The sequence below is a fragment of the Hyunsoonleella rubra genome, from assembly GCF_042684665.1.
Lineage (GTDB): Bacteria > Bacteroidota > Bacteroidia > Flavobacteriales > Flavobacteriaceae > Jejuia > Jejuia rubra.
On the sequence record NZ_JBHULY010000025.1, the window covers coordinates 63844 to 82051 of the forward strand.

Annotated in this window: 18 protein-coding genes; 7 read left to right on the plus strand and 11 right to left on the minus strand. The window is 37.6% G+C overall.

All coding sequences use genetic code 11. The features are described from left to right. Nucleotides 1-54: 54 nt before the first annotated feature. Nucleotides 55-822, minus strand: a complete 768-nt coding sequence (locus ACFSR8_RS11015) for an ABC transporter ATP-binding protein (RefSeq protein WP_380291973.1) — start codon at nucleotides 820-822, stop codon at nucleotides 55-57. Continuing rightward, a complete protein-coding gene (locus ACFSR8_RS11020; RefSeq protein WP_380291975.1) occupies nucleotides 822-1559 on the minus strand; it encodes an MlaE family ABC transporter permease in 738 nt (245 codons plus the stop codon). The genes ACFSR8_RS11015 and ACFSR8_RS11020 overlap by 1 nt, the downstream gene beginning before the upstream one ends. A 111-nt stretch (nucleotides 1560-1670) precedes the next feature. Here ACFSR8_RS11020 and pafA point away from each other — a divergent pair, with 111 nt between their 5' ends. Together pafA and ACFSR8_RS11030 are read left to right on the plus strand one after the other, a co-directional pair. Beyond that, entirely contained in the window at nucleotides 1671-3293 is a 1623-nt protein-coding gene (gene pafA, locus ACFSR8_RS11025) for an alkaline phosphatase PafA (protein ID WP_380291977.1), read from the plus strand. After that, on the plus strand, nucleotides 3293-4099 hold the full coding sequence (locus ACFSR8_RS11030) for a DNA/RNA non-specific endonuclease (protein ID WP_380291979.1): 807 nt from the start codon (nucleotides 3293-3295) through the stop codon (nucleotides 4097-4099). Before pafA ends, ACFSR8_RS11030 begins: the two co-directional genes overlap by 1 nt. Here ACFSR8_RS11030 and ACFSR8_RS11035 read toward each other — a convergent pair whose 3' ends face one another. The 3 genes from ACFSR8_RS11035 to ACFSR8_RS11045 all read right to left on the minus strand — a co-directional run bounded on the left by ACFSR8_RS11035 (nucleotide 4100) and on the right by ACFSR8_RS11045 (nucleotide 6950). Next, complete coding sequence (locus tag ACFSR8_RS11035) at nucleotides 4100-5068, minus strand: Gfo/Idh/MocA family oxidoreductase (protein ID WP_380292146.1); 969 nt, start codon at nucleotides 5066-5068, stop codon at nucleotides 4100-4102. It abuts the gene before it with no gap. A gap of 3 nt (nucleotides 5069-5071) precedes the next feature. After that, nucleotides 5072-5653: an acyltransferase gene (locus ACFSR8_RS11040; protein WP_380291981.1), complete on the minus strand. Its 582-nt coding sequence runs from the start codon at nucleotides 5651-5653 to the stop codon at nucleotides 5072-5074. An 88-nt stretch (nucleotides 5654-5741) separates the two neighbouring features. Then, entirely contained in the window at nucleotides 5742-6950 is a 1209-nt protein-coding gene (locus ACFSR8_RS11045; protein WP_380291983.1) for a glycosyltransferase, read from the minus strand. A gap of 894 nt (nucleotides 6951-7844) precedes the next feature. Here ACFSR8_RS11045 and ACFSR8_RS11050 point away from each other — a divergent pair. After that, on the plus strand, nucleotides 7845-8381 hold the full coding sequence (locus ACFSR8_RS11050) for a LamG-like jellyroll fold domain-containing protein (protein ID WP_380291985.1): 537 nt from the start codon (nucleotides 7845-7847) through the stop codon (nucleotides 8379-8381). A 33-nt stretch (nucleotides 8382-8414) separates the two neighbouring features. Beyond that, the gene (locus tag ACFSR8_RS11055) at nucleotides 8415-8810 is read left to right on the plus strand and encodes a T9SS type A sorting domain-containing protein (RefSeq protein WP_380291987.1); all 396 of its coding nucleotides are present in this window, start codon (nucleotides 8415-8417) and stop codon (nucleotides 8808-8810) included. Between the two features lie 3 nt (nucleotides 8811-8813). Here ACFSR8_RS11055 and ACFSR8_RS11060 read toward each other — a convergent pair whose 3' ends face one another. Further along, nucleotides 8814-9872: a 3-oxoacyl-ACP synthase III family protein gene (locus ACFSR8_RS11060; protein WP_380291989.1), complete on the minus strand. Its 1059-nt coding sequence runs from the start codon at nucleotides 9870-9872 to the stop codon at nucleotides 8814-8816. A 103-nt stretch (nucleotides 9873-9975) separates the two neighbouring features. Next, entirely contained in the window at nucleotides 9976-12825 is a 2850-nt protein-coding gene (gene gcvP / locus ACFSR8_RS11065) for an aminomethyl-transferring glycine dehydrogenase (protein ID WP_380291991.1), read from the minus strand. Between the two features lie 194 nt (nucleotides 12826-13019). Between gcvP and ACFSR8_RS11070 the strand changes: the two genes are divergently transcribed. Continuing rightward, nucleotides 13020-13838, plus strand: coding sequence for a hypothetical protein (locus ACFSR8_RS11070; RefSeq protein WP_380291993.1), 819 nt, complete (start codon nucleotides 13020-13022; stop codon nucleotides 13836-13838). Here the strand turns inward: ACFSR8_RS11070 and ACFSR8_RS11075 are convergent. The 3 genes from ACFSR8_RS11075 to ACFSR8_RS11085 all read right to left on the minus strand — a co-directional run bounded on the left by ACFSR8_RS11075 (nucleotide 13821) and on the right by ACFSR8_RS11085 (nucleotide 15710). After that, a complete protein-coding gene (locus ACFSR8_RS11075) occupies nucleotides 13821-14078 on the minus strand; it encodes a hypothetical protein (protein ID WP_380291994.1) in 258 nt (85 codons plus the stop codon). The two genes, ACFSR8_RS11070 and ACFSR8_RS11075, sit on opposite strands and share 18 nt — an antisense overlap. A gap of 2 nt (nucleotides 14079-14080) precedes the next feature. Continuing rightward, on the minus strand, nucleotides 14081-14632 hold the full coding sequence (locus tag ACFSR8_RS11080; protein WP_380291996.1) for a sigma-70 family RNA polymerase sigma factor: 552 nt from the start codon (nucleotides 14630-14632) through the stop codon (nucleotides 14081-14083). A gap of 79 nt (nucleotides 14633-14711) precedes the next feature. Further along, nucleotides 14712-15710 carry a GlxA family transcriptional regulator gene (locus tag ACFSR8_RS11085; protein WP_380291998.1) on the minus strand — a complete coding sequence of 333 codons (999 nt, stop codon included), beginning with the start codon at nucleotides 15708-15710 and terminating at the stop codon, nucleotides 14712-14714. Nucleotides 15711-15872: 162 nt separating this feature from the next. Between ACFSR8_RS11085 and ACFSR8_RS11090 the strand changes: the two genes are divergently transcribed. Then, nucleotides 15873-16244, plus strand: coding sequence for a SnoaL-like domain-containing protein (locus tag ACFSR8_RS11090; RefSeq protein WP_380292000.1), 372 nt, complete (start codon nucleotides 15873-15875; stop codon nucleotides 16242-16244). Nucleotides 16245-16314: 70 nt separating this feature from the next. Here the strand turns inward: ACFSR8_RS11090 and ACFSR8_RS11095 are convergent, their stop codons facing one another. Further along, nucleotides 16315-16992 carry a hypothetical protein gene (locus tag ACFSR8_RS11095; protein ID WP_380292002.1) on the minus strand — a complete coding sequence of 226 codons (678 nt, stop codon included), beginning with the start codon at nucleotides 16990-16992 and terminating at the stop codon, nucleotides 16315-16317. 282 nt (nucleotides 16993-17274) lie between these two features. Between ACFSR8_RS11095 and ACFSR8_RS11100 the strand changes: the two genes are divergently transcribed. Next, nucleotides 17275-18207, plus strand: a complete 933-nt coding sequence (locus ACFSR8_RS11100; protein WP_380292004.1) for an aldo/keto reductase — start codon at nucleotides 17275-17277, stop codon at nucleotides 18205-18207. The last annotated feature ends 1 nt before the right edge of the window (nucleotide 18208 follow it).

Genomic DNA, 18208 nt, shown 5'->3' on the forward strand with positions numbered 1-18208 from the left:
ATAAAAGATTGTATTGTCATGAGTTGTGAAAATTTTTAGTGGGGGAATTAATTGCTAAAGATTTTCATCTATATACATCTTGCGTACTTTTTTGAATAAGTTTGAGGAGTAAACAAAATCAGTAACCGCCTGATTGTCTGTTTTAAAAATAGTGTCTTTCGAACCCTCCCATTCTTTAATCCCATGTTTTAGGAAGACAATTTTCTCTCCAATTTCCATAACGGAGTTCATATCATGGGAATTGATTACCGTAATTATCTGATATTCATCCGTAATTTCTTGAATTAAATTATCGATCACAATAGCCGTCTTTGGGTCAAGGCCCGAGTTGGGTTCATCACAAAATAAATACTTCGGATTGTTAACTATTGCGCGTGCAATTGCAACACGTTTTTGCATGCCTCCAGAGGCTTCGCTGGGCATCTTAAGGTGAGCATCAGGAAGGTTGACCCGTTTCAGGACAACATCTGCTCGATCTTCCATTTCACTTTTGCTCATTTTGGTAAACATCCGTAAAGGGAACATCACATTTTCAGCAATGGTCATTGAATCGAATAGGGCGCTACCTTGAAATACCATACCAATATCGGCCCGTAAATCCCGCTTTTCGCCTTCAGATAAGTTGGAAAAAACTTTCCCGTCATATGAGATTGAGCCAGATTCATAAGTAAAAAGCCCCAAAAGACACTTTAAAAACACCGTTTTGCCAGAGCCGCTTTGCCCAATAATCAAATTGGTTTTGCCTTTTTCAAAGGTGGTTGTAATACCCTTTAAAATGTGGGCATCTCCAAACGATTTATGTAAATCTGTAACCTCAATCATTAGCCTAATAGCATTCCAGTAATAATATAATTTATCAAAATAATAACCACACTGGTCCATACAAAGGACGTGGTACTTGCTTTCCCGACTTCCAAAGCTCCACCTTTCATATAATAGCCATAAAATGAAGGGATTGTGGCCAGTACAAAAGCAAAAATAAAGGTTTTTATAAATGCATAAGTTACATGAAAAGTATCAAAATCGGTTTGAATCCCAGTGATATAGTCGGTAAGCGTAGAGTAACCCCCAAAAACGCAGGCGGCCATCCCGCCCAAAATGCCCAAAAACATACCCACGGCAATGGCAAACGGATAGAGCATTAAGGCAATGGTTTTGGGAAAAACTAAATAATTTAAAGAATTGATCCCCATAACCTCTAAAGCATCGATTTGCTCTGTAACCCGCATCGTTCCAATACTGGAGGTGATAAAAGATCCCACTTTTCCGGCCATAATAATGGAGGTAAACGTAGGCGCAAATTCCAAAATCACCGACTGTCTTGTAGCAAATCCTACCAGGTATTTTGGTATCAAAGGATTGTCAATATTCAGCGCCGTTTGAATTGTAATTACCCCACCAACAAAAAAGGAAATAAATGCAATAATACCAAGAGAGCCAATGATAAGGTCCTCAATATCCTTCAAAATCAATTGGCGCATTACTGACCACTTGGTTGGCTTGCGAAACATTTCAGCAATCATCAAAAAATATGCGCCTATATTGTGCAGGTAGGTCATACGTCCTTTTATTGGTGCTAAAGTAAAAAAAACTTAGGGGTATTTAATCTTTATTTAAAATAATGATGCCCTAAATATGTTATTTTTGAATTCAAAATATCTACTTAAAAAATGAAACGTTTATTTTCAGTTTTAGTACTTTTTTTATGGGGATTTCTTGTTTTGGCACAAGAAGAAAGGCCGAAGTTGGTGGTTGGAATTGTGGTTGACCAAATGCGCTATGATTACCTCACTCGGTTTTATGATAGATATGGAGAACGTGGTTTTAAGCGGTTGATGAGAGAAGGTTTTAATTGCAAGAACAATCATTTTAATTATATGCCTACTTATACAGGGCCGGGGCATGCATCCATATTTACAGGGACTACCCCTAAGAATCATGGTATTATTGCCAATGATTTTTATGATAAGGAACTAAAAAAAATGGTGTACTGCGCAAAAGATGATTCTGTTTTGGCGGTTGGTAGTACTTCGGAAAAAGAGCGTATGTCTCCCCACAGAATGAAAACGACGACTTTTGCGGATGAAAACAGATTATTCACCCAAATGCGTGGTAAAACCATAGGCATTTCCATAAAAGATAGGGGTGCTGTTTTTCCGGCGGGACATACTGCGACTGCTGCGTATTGGTTCAGAGGAAAAAATGAAGGTAAGTTTATTTCGAGTACTTATTACATGAAAGAACTGCCAAAATGGGTGAAAAAATTTAATAGGTCTGGTGCCGTTGAATCTTATCTTAAAGAGTGGAATACTTTATATGACATTACGACTTACACCGAAAGTGGAGCTGATTCTAATGAGTTTGAAGGTGGATTTAGTGGAAAGGATGAACCAACATTCCCATATGATTTAAAAGTGTTAATGGATAAAAATATGGGATATGATATTTTAAAGGAGACCGCCTTTGGAAATAGCATACTTGCCGATTTTGCCATCGAAGCCCTAAAGGCAGAAAATTTAGGAAAAGATAACGATACAGATGTTTTAACGGTAAGCTTTTCGAGTACGGATTATGTGGGGCATCGATTTGGAGTGAATTCAAAAGAAATTCAAGATACTTATTTGAGATTGGATAAGGATTTGGAGCGTTTTCTGAAAGCCCTTGATGAGGAGGTTGGTATTGGGAATTATACCGTGTTTTTGACATCTGATCACGGTGCCGTTCATGTGCCAAATTATTTGAAATCCGAAAAAATACCTGCGGGATATGTGAGATATGCAGATTTAAGAAAGCAGTTGAAGGCTTTTCTTCAAGGTAAGTTTCAAGCCGATGATTTAATTGAAAATATGAGCAACAATCAGATATTCTTGAATAGGGACAAAATAAAGACTTTAGGTTTGAATTTGATTGAAGTTCAGGAGGCCATAGTGAATGAAATTATAGGTTATACGGAAGTGTATAAAGTATACTCTGCAACTACAATTAGCAGATCATCCTTTACTGTGGGGGTAGAGGCATTATTACAAAATGGATACAATCAAAAGCGCTCTGGCGATGTTCTGATTGTTCCAAACCCTAGTCATATCTATTTTAGAAAAACAGGGACTTCACACGGTTCAGGTTTTAATTATGACACCCATGTACCCCTCTTGTTTTTTGGAAAAGGTATCAAGCATGGAGAGACCCTTCAAAAGACCGTAATACCAGATATTGCGCCGACCATTTCCGCGCTTTTGGACATCGCATTTCCAAATGGAGCTACAGGTCAACCATTGGAATTTGTTTTTAAGTAATGAGAAAACGAACGCTATTCACTTTAGTCGCTTTGCTGATAATTCTAGGCATTTATGCTTTCGAGTATTTTTTGATTGAAGAGGAGAAAAAAGAGACCGTCGGCCAGGGTGAAAAAACTAAAGCTGATACGAATACATTCCTCTTGCCCTCAAGTACTACCGGGCAAATTGTGCATCACGAAACCTATTCATTATCTTATAGCGAAGCCCATGAGCAGGCGGAATGGGTGGCTTATGAATTGAAGAAATCCCATCTTTCAAATACTAATCACAAACGTCCGTATTTCGAAATTGATAAGGCAGTAAAAACAGGAGCGGCCAGTTGGAGAAACTATAAAAATTCTGGATTTGATAAGGGGCATTTGTGTCCGGCAGGAGATAGGAGATTTAGCAAATCAGCCCATGATGAAACATTTTTAACCAGTAATATTAGTCCGCAGGAACATCAATTTAATTCTGGTGTTTGGAACAGGTTAGAACAAAAAGTGCGCTATTGGGCCTCGAAATATGATGGTGTTTTTGTGGTGACGGGAGGTGTCTTAAAAGATGATTTAAAGACCATTGGGAGAGAAGAAGTTTCAGTTCCTAATTATTTTTATAAAGTGCTTTTAGATTTTAATGGCGGTGAACCAAAAATGATTGGCTTTTTAATCCCCCACAAGGATTCTAATAGGCCATTGTATGAATTTGTAGAGTCCGTAGATTACATTGAAAAGCTTACCGGAATAGATTTTTTTCCTATGTTAGAAGATGAAATTGAGACTGAACTTGAGGCTTCTAGTAGTTATAAAGGGTGGGGGTTTTAATTATTTGCTAAATGGATGAATTGAGAGTGGGAGTTTTGCAAGAGGGTGAAATTCTCCAATGATTGGTGAATTTTGAGTATGTCTTAAAGAGTGGGCTAATTCGATGGATTTTAGACTTTCTTCTACCCCAAAACCTTGACCAGATAAAATATGTTGATAGGACTTCGTATGCAAATCTGTAAAGCCCGAACTAAATTCCAATTCTTCTTTATCAATGGTAATGGCCCTAAAAGTACGTTGCCCAACCTCTTTAATATGGTTTGGTAGTGTTTCAGGGTTTATGGATAAAAACCATCTTATGTTTGCTCCCTTCAATTGTAAAAAACCTGATGCCCGGTCGTGTTCCATAAGATGCACAGTGCTTTTAATTACATCTCCAAAAATCCAAATCAGCATGTCAAAAAAATGAATACCTATGTTTGAGCAAATACCTCCAGATTTTTCCAATGCCCCTTTCCAAGAAGCGTAATACCAATTGCCTCTGGAAGTGATATATGTCAAATCAATATCGTGAATTCTGTCTTCGGCACCCTTATCGATTCGCTCTTTAAGGGCAATGATGGAAGGATGCAGCCTTAATTGTAGAATTGTATGAATTCGATTTTCAGAATGTTCTTCAATTGTCAAAAGCTTTTCCGCATTCCATGGATTTAATACTAAGGGTTTTTCGCAGATCGCATCTGCACTATTCCGCAGAGCGAATCTGATATGTGCATCATGTAGGTAATTCGGTGTGCAAATGGAGACATAATCTATAGGGTTATTTTTTTCCAACCGCAATTTTTCAAGATGCCTGTCAAATCGCTCAAATTCTGTAAAAAAATGAGTTTGAGGGAAATACGAATCTACAATGCCTACGCTGTCGTTTGGATCAAATGCTACAAGCAAGTCGTTTTCGGTTTCCTTAATGGCTTTTAAATGGCGAGGGGCGATAAACCCTGCAACACCCATAATTGCAAATTTTTTCATCATCTAAATTGGGCTTACAGTTTCGTTATGCAATTTGTATGAGTAGCCACTTTCAGGGCAAATGGCAATGTCAGCGCTCTTAAAATCAAGCCTGTGTCCATGTTTACTAACCCAACCAATTTGCTTCCCCGGGTTTCCTATTATCAGGGCATAGGGTTTCACTGGTTTTGTGATAACTGCTCCTGCTCCTATCATAGCATAGGCTCCAATCCGATTTCCGCATACCACTGTAGCATTTGCTCCAATTGTTGCACCCTTCTCCACATAGGTTTCCATAAATTCTTCTTTCCGAACTATGAAACTTCTTGGATTAATAACATTGGTAAATACCATCGAAGGGCCCAAAAACACATCATCTTCGCAAATTACGCCCGTATAAACTGATACGTTATTTTGAATTTTGACCCCATTGCCAATAATCACTTTAGGTGATATTACCACATTTTGGCCAATGTTGCATCGTTTGCCAATTTTAGAATGGCCCATTATATGAGTGAAGTGCCAAATTTTCGTTTCAGAACCAATTTGGACATCATCGTCAATTACGGCTGTAGCGTGTGCAAAATAATTTGTTTGGGAATCCAAAATTTAATGTTTAGAGATATTAATTCCGCAGTTTATCCGTGCATAAAAGTAAGCAACTTTTAAAGAAATAGAGTAAATAAAAATTCTATCATTGATTTTGGGAATCAATTTTATGGCCATTATAAATATTCAAAAATTGTTTATCCGATTCAAGCTCATAAAGTTTCAAAAGTTTCTTTTTGCCATTTGCACCTAAAGTCTGCCTTAATGTTTTATCGTCTAAAAGTTTGGATAGTTGTGTCTCGAACTCTTGTTTGCATTCATACAAAAGTCCACAATTGGCACTTTCAATTAGTTCTTTTTGGGCTTTGCATTTGGTTGCCAAAATTGGGATTTCACCATACATATATTGAAATAATTTATTGGCCACACCCGAATTATGTTGCTCGTTAACCCTAAAAGGAGCCAAACCAATGGTTATCTGTTTAAGATAAGCAGGAAGGAATTTCACATCTGCCCAAGGGATATAAGTAATGTTTTTACTTAATATAGGCTGATTTATTAAGTGGTAAAATTCCGATTTGTCCGCTTTATCAACGGGGCCGATTATTAAGGTGTGGAATTCTTTGCCACCTTCTAATAATGCTTTAATCCAAGGTAGTATATCGATAATTCCTCTTCGCTGTGCTACTACTCCAAAATAAAAAAGTGTTGGTGTTTCCGATTCAAAATCGACAACAAGATCATTTTTTTCAAAACTTTGAAAGCTTTCAAAATCGGGCATATTTGGATGGACAAAAAAAGGTGTCGTTTCTAATGAAGGAAATCGGGTAATCAGATTTTCCTTAAAAGACTTACTCAAAACAACGAGATTATCTGCATAATTCAAATACGCTTCTTCTTTCTTATACCATTTTTTGGGTTGCACAACAAGTTTTCGCCAACCCTTTGTAGCCCATTGATAAGAGTTAATAGCCGCTGGGTAATTTTCGTGCAAATCTAAGGTAAGGGGAATGGTAAATTTACTTCTGTTGATACCTCTTTTTCCAGCTTTGGCCATGTATAAATCATGAACGTGTAGTGCGTCTACTTGAAATTCCTGAATAAAGTTCGAAATATGCTTTTCCCAAAACCACTCGTATAGCCCAAATCTTGTACTCAGCAACACGAGCAAGTCCTTGATTTTTTTTGGAATTTTAACCCTCTTTACGTTAATACTATCGTAGGTTTTATAAGCTTTTCCGAAATCAAAACATAAAACTGAAACGGTATGGCCTTCGGTAATCAATAGCCGAATTTCCTTCTGAAGACGATGGTCATTCTCAAATTCATTATCTACAACAACCCCTATACGCATTTCAATGTATTAATAAAGAATTTTGCATTCATTATATTGGTTTTTTGCTTGTCATGTATGAAAAGTAATGCGCTTTATTGGAATAGTTTGGTAAACGAAAATAAAGGTTATTGGAAACATTCACAACTGTAGGCTTTAAATCAAATCAACAAAAAACAAGGAGGCGCTAAATTTGATGAGCTTATTATTAGGCGAAACCAAAATAAGTTCGCTATCTGGCGGTTTTAATTCTAAATTGGGTAATAATGATGTTTTTATTGCCTTCATTGAGATCTTCAGCTAAATTAAGATTTAGGTGCTTTACATTGTCAACTTCATAAAAATCAACTTTTCCTAATGCTCTGCTAAGTGCAACATCAAGAGGCTTAATATTTTATTTTAAATATTTTAATGAAATTTTTCTGAGATGAAATTTGGAGCTAATGAAGGCACGAAGTCTTAGGTTTTAATTTGGAGATTTTCTTTCAAAGCAATTAATGAACGGTATCCAATGTTTGATCTTATAACACTAAAAATTTGTCTTTTTTTAAAAGACTCTCAGATATTTGTTAATATTCAAAATTTTTATACCCTTCCCAAAAAAGCAATTGTGTAAGATGGCTTGTTTGGTTAGTTGCCAACTTTACTTTCCCGAAGTCTAAATTTATTTTAAGATTTCCAGCGGGCGGGAGCAGAAAATGTTTTGGCAGAATGAACCTTAGTATAAGAAGTAGGTTTCTTACGACATAATTTATTTGCCTTTGGTAGATTATTTTGTAAATGATTTGTTTGAGTTCCATATTTTAGAGAAGAACTTTGATTCCCCAAAATTGATAAAAGAAATCTGAGCTAATATTTTGGTTTTAGTATATATCTGACAATATTAAAGTATTAAAACCTCATAGAAAAAAGAAGATGAATAAAATTATTTTGTTATTAATTTTTTTAGGTACGGGTGCGCTAGCGCAAAATATAAATAATGGGTTATTGCTTGAATATAAGTTTGATGGAAATGCGGATGATAGTAGTGGAAATGGGTATCACGGAACAAATTATAGAACAAGTTTTGTAAATGATAGATTTGGGAACCCCTTTTCGGCCGCTTTTTTCAACGGAATTGACAGCTATATTGATTTACCTAATCTATTGGAGTTAAAACCTGCTTTACCAGTATCTTTTTCATTTTGGATAAGATATGATAGTAATGATTACAAGGATAGAGATGTATTTAACACCTCTTTCAAAGAAGACGAAAGCTCAGGAGTAGTCTTTAATTCTCAGGCTTCAACGGGTAAGTATGCTGTAAATTATGGGGATGGTTCAAGTAACTACACTTCGGCGACCAGGAAAACTTACGTTTCCAATTCTGTTATTGAAGTAGGTGAATGGCATCATGTTGTTGTTATCGTAAGTTCGGGATTAAATATGAAGATATATGTGGATTGTGCTTAAATTAGTGGTACATATTCTGGTTCTGGAGGAGAGTTGAAGTATTCTGACACCTCTGGAAGTATTGGAAGGCATGACAGAGATATTGGTATTCCTGCAAATTATTTTAAGGGAGCATTGGACGATTTTAGATATTGGAATAGAGAGTTAACGCAGATAGAAGTGGAAAGCCTTTGCATTTATTTAAGTACTTCAAATTTTTCGCAAGTAGAACAAGATGTAAAAGTTTATTCAATTCCTGGTTCTGGAGTCATAAAAATTAAGTCTAGCATTGATTTTGATAAAGTAGCCATATTTAATGCTTTAGGAGAGCGTGTTTATTACGGTACTCATGCTTCTGATATACATTTAAAAAGACAAGCAAAAGGGATATATTTCGTAAAGCTTTCTTTCAATGGACAAATAATTTCTAAGAAATTAGCTTTACTATAGTAGTTAAACTTGATATACAATAGCATTAATATGCATACCTGCACCTACGCTGGCAAAAATAACGATATCCCCTTTTTCAACGCTATGATTTTTCATCTTATTGTTTTTTACCAAGTCATATAAGGTGGGTACGGTAGCTACTGAACTGTTGCCTAGTTTTTGGATGCTCATCGGCATCACATGTTCAGGAATTTCGGTTCTGTAGAGTCGATAAAATCGATTGAGAATAGCTTCATCCATTTTTTCGTTGGCCTGATGGATGAAAATCTTTTTTACATCTTTAATGTCCACTCCACTTTTGTCCAGACAGGCTTTCATTGCTTTGGGCACATTTGTGAGTGCAAATTCATAAATTTTTCTACCGTCCATTTTAATGTAGCGTGTATCCTTGTCTAGCCCCGGATTATTGGAATGTCCAAAGAAGAGGTAATAGGCTTCGTCATATGTGTAGCTGGCCGATTCATGGGCCAAAATACCACCATACTCGTTGGTTTCTTCGATTATTGTAGCACCCGCTCCATCCGAATAAATCATACTATCCCTATCGTGTTTGTCCACCACTCTAGATAAAGTTTCGGTGCCAATAACCAAACAGCGTTTCGCCATTCCCGACTGGATAAACGCCTTGGCTTGAATAAAGCCCTCAACCCAACCTGGGCATCCAAAAAGGATATCATAAGCCACGCATTTTGGGTTTTTAATTCTCAAATTGTGCTTTACCCGAGAGGCCAAAGACGGTAGCATATCGCTCTGTATGGTATTGTGTTTTACATCTCCAAAGTTATGAGCCACAATGATATAGTCAATGGTTTCAGGGTCGATATCGGCATCGGTAATTGCTTTTTCGGCCGCAATGGAGCCTATGTCGGAGGAATTTAAATCGTTGTCGGCGTATCGACGTTCAGAAATACCTGTTATAGATTTAAACTTTTCAACAATCACCTCATTTGGAGAATTGATGGAGGAACCGTCCGCATTTAAAAATGTATGGTTGTGAAAGTTTTTGTTCTTTTCGATATTTGACGGAATATAACTACCCGTCCCCGTAATCTTGATAGACATAAATGTGAAAATTGCTATTAATTAATCGATTGATAGCAATATACTTTCTTTTGATGTAATGCTTATCAGTTGCAAAAATAATTTACGATGCCCAAACTACTTTTTACACCTCAGCGTAATCCGCGATCGGGGTACAAGTACAAATAAGATTTCTGTCGCCATAGGCATCATCTACACGCCTTACACTTGGCCAAAATTTGTTTTCACGTATATATGCCAATGGAAATGCGGCTTCCTCTCTTGTGTATGGAAAATACCACTCGTCAGCAGTAATCATTTCTAAGGTGTGAGGTGCGTTTTTTAAAACATTATTGTCATCTTCTTTTGAGACACTATCAATTTCACTTTTAATCGAAATCATGGCATCACAAAAACGATCCAATTCGGCTTTGCTTTCACTTTCCGTAGGCTCAATCATTAATGTTCCTGCCACTGGGAAGGATACTGTAGGAGCGTGAAATCCATAGTCCATCAATCGTTTAGCGATATCTGTTACTTCTATGCCGTTTACTTTAAAAGGTCTGCAATCCACGATCATTTCATGGGCAGCCCTTCCTCTTTCTCCAGAATACAGTGTATTGAAGTAGCCGTCCAGTCTATGTTTTATGTAGTTGGCGTTCAAAATCGCAACTTTGGTAGCTTCCGTTAATCCCTCTGCACCAAGCATTTTGATGTATCCGTATGATATTAAGCAGGCCAGGGCAGAGCCAAAGGGCGCCGCAGAAATTGCTGTAATTGCTTTTTCTCCACCAGTTTTAAGTACAGGGTTGCCAGGTAAAAAAGGTGCCAGTTGCTCAGCGACGCAAATAGGGCCAACACCAGGGCCACCACCGCCGTGAGGAATGGCAAAAGTTTTGTGCAAGTTGAGGTGACACACGTCAGCACCAATGTTTCCGGGATTTGTCAATCCTACTTGAGCGTTCATATTGGCGCCATCCATATAAACTTGCCCGCCATTGTCGTGTACTATTTTTGTGATTTCTTTTATGGCTGATTCATAGACACCGTGGGTCGATGGATAGGTAACCATCAAGGCCGAAAGATTGTCCTTATGAAGTTCGGCCTTTTGTCTTAAATCATCAACGTCGATATTACCTTCTTCGGTAGATTTCGTGACCACAACTTTCATTCCGGCCATTACCGCACTGGCTGGGTTGGTACCATGAGCTGAGGATGGAATCAAGCATATATTTCTATGATGGTCACCACGGGATTCATGATAGGCTTTGATGACCATTAAGCCCGCAAATTCACCTTGGGCGCCTGAATTGGGTTGTAAGGAAGTAGCAGCAAAACCAGTAATTTCTGTCAACTGGTCTTCCAATTCTTTTAAAACGATTTGATAGCCTTTGGCCTGTTTCAGAGGCGCAAAAGGGTGGATGTTTCCCCATTTGAACCAACTTAATGGTAACATTTCTGAGGCTGCATTCAATTTCATAGTACAAGATCCCAAAGAAATCATGGAATGGTTTAATGCCAAATCTTTCCGTTCCAAAAATTTAATATATCGCATCAATTCGGTTTCCGAATGATAGCTGTTAAAGACAGGTTCGGTTAAAAACTCCGATGTTCTTTGTAGTCCTTTTGAAATGTGATTTTCCTCTTCGATAGAAGAAATCACAATCGTTTCGGTTTTGGCAATAGTAGCAAACACAGAAATCAAATAATTGATATCCCTAACAGAAGTAGCTTCATTGATAGAAATGGTAACGGTTTCCTTATCGGGATAGCATAAATTGACCTTTTTCTCAGTAGCTACTTTTTTAATGGCTTTCGCTTTCGTTTTTATTTGAAGCGTGTCAAAATAAGAGGTATTCACTTGGGAATAACCTAATTTTTCTAACGCTTTGGCCACAACAACAGCTTTATAATGAACCTGATCGGCAATAAACTGTAAGCCATTTGGCCCATGGTACACCGCATACATTCCAGCCATTACGGCCAAAAGCACTTGGGCAGTGCAGATATTGGATGTAGCTCTATCCCGTTTAATATGTTGCTCCCTAGTTTGAAGCGCCATTCTTAGGGCTCTATTGCCGTTGGTGTCTTTAGTTACCCCTATAATACGACCGGGGATTTCCCGCTTGTAGGCTTCCTTAGTGGCAAAATAAGCCGCATGTGGGCCACCGTAGCCCATGGGGATGCCAAAACGTTGGGTGGTGCCAACCACTACATCTGCACCAAATTTACCCGGCGCTTCCAATTTTACCAAGCTTAAAATATCGGCAGCAACAGCTACTTTAATTCTAGAACTATTGGCATTTTCAATGAAAGATTTGATATCCGAAATTTGACCATTTTTACCGGGGTATTGTAAGATGGCTCCGAAGAATTCTGGTGAAAAATCAAATTTATTTTCATCCCCTACCACTAATTCAATACCTATAGGTGTTGCCCGTGTCTTAAGTAATGAAAGGGTTTGTGGCAAAATATTATCCGAAACAAAGAATTTATTAATTCCAGCTTTTTTCTGGTCTCGTTCCCTCACGGCAAATAGTAAACTCATGGCTTCTGCGGCCGCAGTACTTTCATCCAGAAGAGAAGCATTGGCCAATTCCATTCCCGTTAGGTTGGTTACCATAGTTTGGAAATTCAAAAGTGCTTCCAATCTTCCTTGTGCTATTTCGGCTTGATACGGTGTGTACGCCGTATACCAACCTGGGTTTTCCAAAATATTGCGCTGGATTACGGCCGGCATAATGGTTGGGTGGTACCCCAAACCGATATAGGTCTTGTACGCTTTATTCTTTTTTGAAAGCTCGTGGATATGCAACAAGTACTCGTGCTCGGTCATAGGTTCCTCCAAATTCAAACCGTTTTTTAAACGGATTTCATTGGGGATGGTTTCATTAATCAATTCATCCAAAGTATCTAAACCAATGGCCTCAAGCATCAATTTTTGTTCCTCTTCCCTTGGCCCTATATGACGCAGAGCAAAAGCGTTTGTGTTCATTGCAATTTTGTATTTGAGTAATTCGCAAAATTAAGTAATAAAGGCGGTGTTTTATTGTGTAAAAACGAAAGTTTTTAACTTTTTGAAAGCTTTATTAACATCATTAAGCAATAATCTTAAATTTATCATAAAATGAAAGACGATCTTTCCCGGTTACCTATTTACTAACGGTAAAGTATAAGTATTTTTGTTGCATGTCTTTCCTCAAACAACTTTTTAATTTCTATATCAATAGTAGTATTCATGTGGCTTTGGCCGTGTATGCTTTGGTATGGATAACACTTTTGAAGTTGGGAGTGGATTATAATGAAAACCTATTGTATTTTATTTTTTATGCTTCTATCACAGGCTACAACTTTGTAAAGTATTTTGGGATAGCCAGGTTCCATCACAGGCGGTTGGCAGATTATTTGAAGTGGATTCAAGTGTTCTCATTCATCTGCTTTGTGCTGATGTGTTATTATGGGTTTTATCTTGAATTGAAAACACTTGCGGTTAGCCTTGTTATGAGTGTTTTGACATTTCTGTACGCCATTCCCTTGTCTTCCAACAGAAGATTTACTTTGCGAAATATAAATGGCTTAAAAGTTTATGTAATTGCTTTCACATGGGCAGGTGTAACGGTAATGCTGCCTGTGGTGGAATTGAATTTGGAAATGAATGCAGATATTGTTTTGATGATGCTACAGCGTTTCCTTTTTATTGTGGTGCTGATGTTGCCTTTTGAAATTCGGGATTTAAAATATGATACTGCATCATTGGCCACACTGCCTCAAAAGCTTGGGATAAAAGGAGCAAAGCGATTAGGTGTTTTTCTATTGGCACTATTTTTTGTACTGGAATTTTTTAAGGATGAAACACGTTTGTCCTACATTTTTGTTATGCTCGTGATTGCTATTATCACAGGAATCTTTGTAGCGTTTTCAAAGGTAAGTCAAGGGAAATATTATAGTGCATTTTGGGTGGAAAGTTTGCCAATAATTTGGCTGGGATTATTACTCCTGTTCCGCTAGGGCCTTTTCAAAATCCTTTTTCATGGTCTCTCTTGCTGTTTTGTCCAAACATTCCACGTTCGAAGTTTTTATCGATTTTGTCAATTTGGTGTTATACTTTGTGTACTCCCTACAAGCCCGGCAGTACAATAAGTGGAGGTTCAGCTTAATCTTTTCCCATAAAGTGGCCTCCTTGTACTGCGTTTTGTCACATACATGGTTTGCTTCATCGCAAGGAATCATAAACTTCATTTTACCCATAACTAAAACCAATTTTCTTTAAGGCAATCCGCCATAGCGGTTCTTGCCCTATGGATAATTACCCACAGGTTAGACGCTGTAATATTTAGTTCATTACAAATAACTTCGGTTTCATAATTTAAAATAGTTTTCATTTTAAATACGTCTGCCTGTTTTTGGGGCAACTTGCCTAAACAATTGTGAATGGCATCGCCCAGTTCGCTGTTTTGCAGTGTGTCCTCAGCCGTTTTGTCATAGGGGTCAGCTACGCGCTCCTCCAACCAATCTCCCTCACTTTCGGCGTCGTTATAATTAATCCTTACCTCGGCCTTGCCTTTATTGGAATTGATTTTACGGTAGTGGTCGATAATCTTCCGTTTTAAGATTGAAATTAACCAAGTACGCTCACTGGCCTCGCCCTTAAAGTTTTTCATGGATTTCAGCCCTGCAAAAAAAGTATCCTGAACCAAATCCTGCGCAATTTCCCTATCGCTTACACGTGTAATGGTGTAATTGAAAAGGTAATCGGAATATAGGTCAATCCACTTATTCGGATTTATTTGATGCTCGGGCATTCGAGTAGCGAATTTTTTTTCGAAAATCAAAAATACACTAAAAAATCGAATTTTTTAGCCCAAATATTTTAGATTAAATTTAATAACTCACCAACTCCCTATTATACTTCTGTTTGTAGGCTACAGGTGTTAACCCTGTATGTCGTTTAAATAAATTACGAAATGCTTTGGTGTCGGAATACCCAATTGAATACATTACCTCATTGATGGTTTTAGGGGAGGATTCCAATGCATTTTTAGCTACTTCAATTTTTACACGCTGTATGTATTCTAAAGGGGTATTGCCTGTGGCCTTTTTAAAACGGCGAATAAAATTCCTTCTACTCACGGCCAATTGCTCTGATAGGGCATCCACAGAAATTTTCTTGTCAATATGCTCTTCAATGTAAGTCTGCGCTTCTTGAATTGTAGTGTCGGAATGTTCCTTTTGTCCCATAAAGATGGCAAACTGATTTTGGTTGTCCCTGTCGATATCAATTTCAAAAAGTTTCGAGATATAAATGGCCACTTCCTTACCGCAATATTTCTGAACCAAATGAACAATGAGGTTCAAAAAAGAATAGGCACCCCCACTGGAGTAGATGCCTTCTTGGTCGGTTACAATCTTTTCAGGTTTCACATCAATATGGGGGTAACGCTGCTTAAACAATTCGATACCCGCCCAATGCGTTGCGCATTGCTTACCATCGACTAAACCGGTTTCTGCCAAGAAAAAAGCACCCATACACAAACTGGCAATTTCGGCATTGTGTACCAATCGCTGTTGTCGGATCCATGGAATAAAATCATAGTTGGCTTCTACATCTTGAATTACATTGTGGGGCAACACGGCCGGAATGATGATGAGGTCTGTTTTCTCGATGTCCTCAAGCATGGCAGTACAATGAATGGAAAATGCCCCATCATACAATATGGACTCTTTGTGTATCCCTACCAAATCGATTTTAAACATTGGCGATGTGCTCTGTCCGGATTGGGTATAAAAATCATTGACGGCGCTAAAAATTTTATAAGGCCCAACCACACTGCTTAGAATTGCATTTGCCCTAGGAACCAAAATTGTTACATGTTTTGTCATTATAAATGATTGTAAAAGTGGCTTTTAAAAGTAGCACATATATCTGTCATAATCAACACCCTAAAGTGTCAAATTTGCCCACTGTAATCGATTTGAGGATTTTATAATTTTGAAAGGAAGTCAAAACAAAGAAATAAATATTCATCAATACATTTGAACATTATGACAACAAAAGAAGTTGCTGAAAAGCTAGTAAATTATTGTAGACAAGGGCTGTACGCCGAGGCAGTACAAGAGTTATACTCACCAAATATCGTAAGTATTGAGCCCGATGGGGCGCCCGTAAAAGTATGTGAAGGCATAGAGGCTGTGATTGCAAAAGGACAACAATTTCAGGAAATGACAGAGGAAGTCCATGGCAATGAAGTATCAGATCCAGTAGTGGCGGACAAGTTTTTTTCTTGCAGAATGAAAATGGATGTTACCTTTAAGGGCGCCCCAAGAATGACCATGGAAGAAATTTGTTTGTATCAAGTTGAGAATGGCAAAATTGTGCACGAGGAATTCTTTTTTACACCGATGCAACAGGGGTAATTTTTCTTTTACACCACTTAAATTTTTAGCTGACCCACAAGGTTTTTAAAACCTTGTGGGTCTTGTAGCATTATTTAATTTGCAAATGAATATGGTCATCATGACGAACAGCTTGACAGCCATGAAATCTAATTCGAGCCTCATTTGACAATCCTAGCGACTGCTTCAAATGGGGCTCTATAAATATTTTTTGAGTTGACGAATTGGAAAGTAACTGTTGCAAAATGTGTTTGGTTCCTTCTTGATAGAAATCCAATTCATGGATAGTTCCAAAAGAAAGGTATTTGGTAAAGTCGTACTGCCGATATCCATTGTTTCGACATCTTTTTACAGTATAATTATCTTCAGAATTTACATAAACCCCATAACCTGAAACCGATGGCTTTTTGTCCGTAGGCTCTTTCTTTTCATCTAAATACATCAAGGAAAGGTCAACTTTCTTACCATCGTTATGACTTAAATGCGGAAACAAAGGGAAGCCGTCAATAAATGGGAAGTTGGCATCCAGATAGGTGATGGGCATGCTAGTAGATTTATAAAAAACCGATGCGTCATTTTGCAATTGTTTCTTTAGGTTGGGTGCGACATAATTTCTGAACAATAAGGGGTAGCACCAGTTTCTAGGTTTTATTTCTTTACTGAAGGTTGGTAATTTTTCCCTGCCAAAGGATTTAGCGATAGGGGGTATTATAGCGATATTGAAAAGTAAATAAAGTATTGGAAACACAAATCGTTTTCGAATGCTCATGTGTTTTGAAACCCCAATACTAAGCAACCAAATCAACCCACCAATCTGAGTGAGGCAAGTAAGGAAAGTAAAAATAAAAAGGTGTTTTATTAACTTAAGAAGATTCACAATGGCTTAAACGTTTTGACTTTTAAACGTATAACACTTCCAATTAATATGTTCATATTCATATTTTTTGATTGCCTATCCAACCCTTAAAATTTTCTTAAAGGTTTCAGGTATATTAATTTGTCCTGTCTTAATTTATTAAATTGAAGAAGTTTCGACCAAATATAATTTGCAATGAATTCAAAAATATACACCCGGAGGGAAATGGCAAAATTGACAGGCCTATCGGCTCTGGGCCTTTTAATGTCGCAAAATGCCATGTCATTTAATTTATCCAATACAATGTTAAAGCGCCCGATTTTTTCATCTAATGAAAAACTGCCGGTAATCGGACTGGGGACCTGGCAAACCTTTGATGTTAAAAGCTCACCTACAGTTGATGCCCCACTGGTAAAGGTCCTAGAAATCCTAAGGGAACAAGGGGGTAGTGTCATTGATACATCACCGATGTATGGTAGATCAGAAGGAGTAGTAGGTGATCTGACGAAAAAAATGGGTATTGCCGATAATTACTTCTATGCCACAAAGGTCTGGACTTCTGGAAAGGAAAAAGGTATACAGCAAATGGAAAAATCATTTCAGTTAATGCGACGAAAACAAATGGATTTGATGCAAATTCACAATTTGGTGGATTGGGAAACCCATGTAAAAACTTTAAGGGATTGGAAAGAAAAAGGGAAAATCCGGTATTGGGGGATTACACATTATTTAGATTCGGCCCATGAGGCATTGGAAAAAGTGATTCAAGCCGAAAAGCCTGATTTCGTGCAGTTCAATTATTCGATTAGGAATAGACACGCTGAAAAATCATTGTTTCATACGATAGAAAAAAATGGCACGGCCGTATTAATCAACCGCCCTTTTGAAAGTGGTTCGCTTTTCGGAAAAACCAAAGGCAAGCCAATGCCCTTATGGTGCCTGGATTATGATATCAAAAGCTGGGGACAATTCTTTCTGAAGTTTATTTTATCGAATGAATTGGTGACCTGTGTGATTCCTGGAACCTCGAAACCGAAACATGCCTTGGATAATATGATGGCAGGTTTCGGTAGAATGCCAGATGCAAAAACTCGAGAGAAGATGTATAGCTTTATTAAAAATTTGTGAT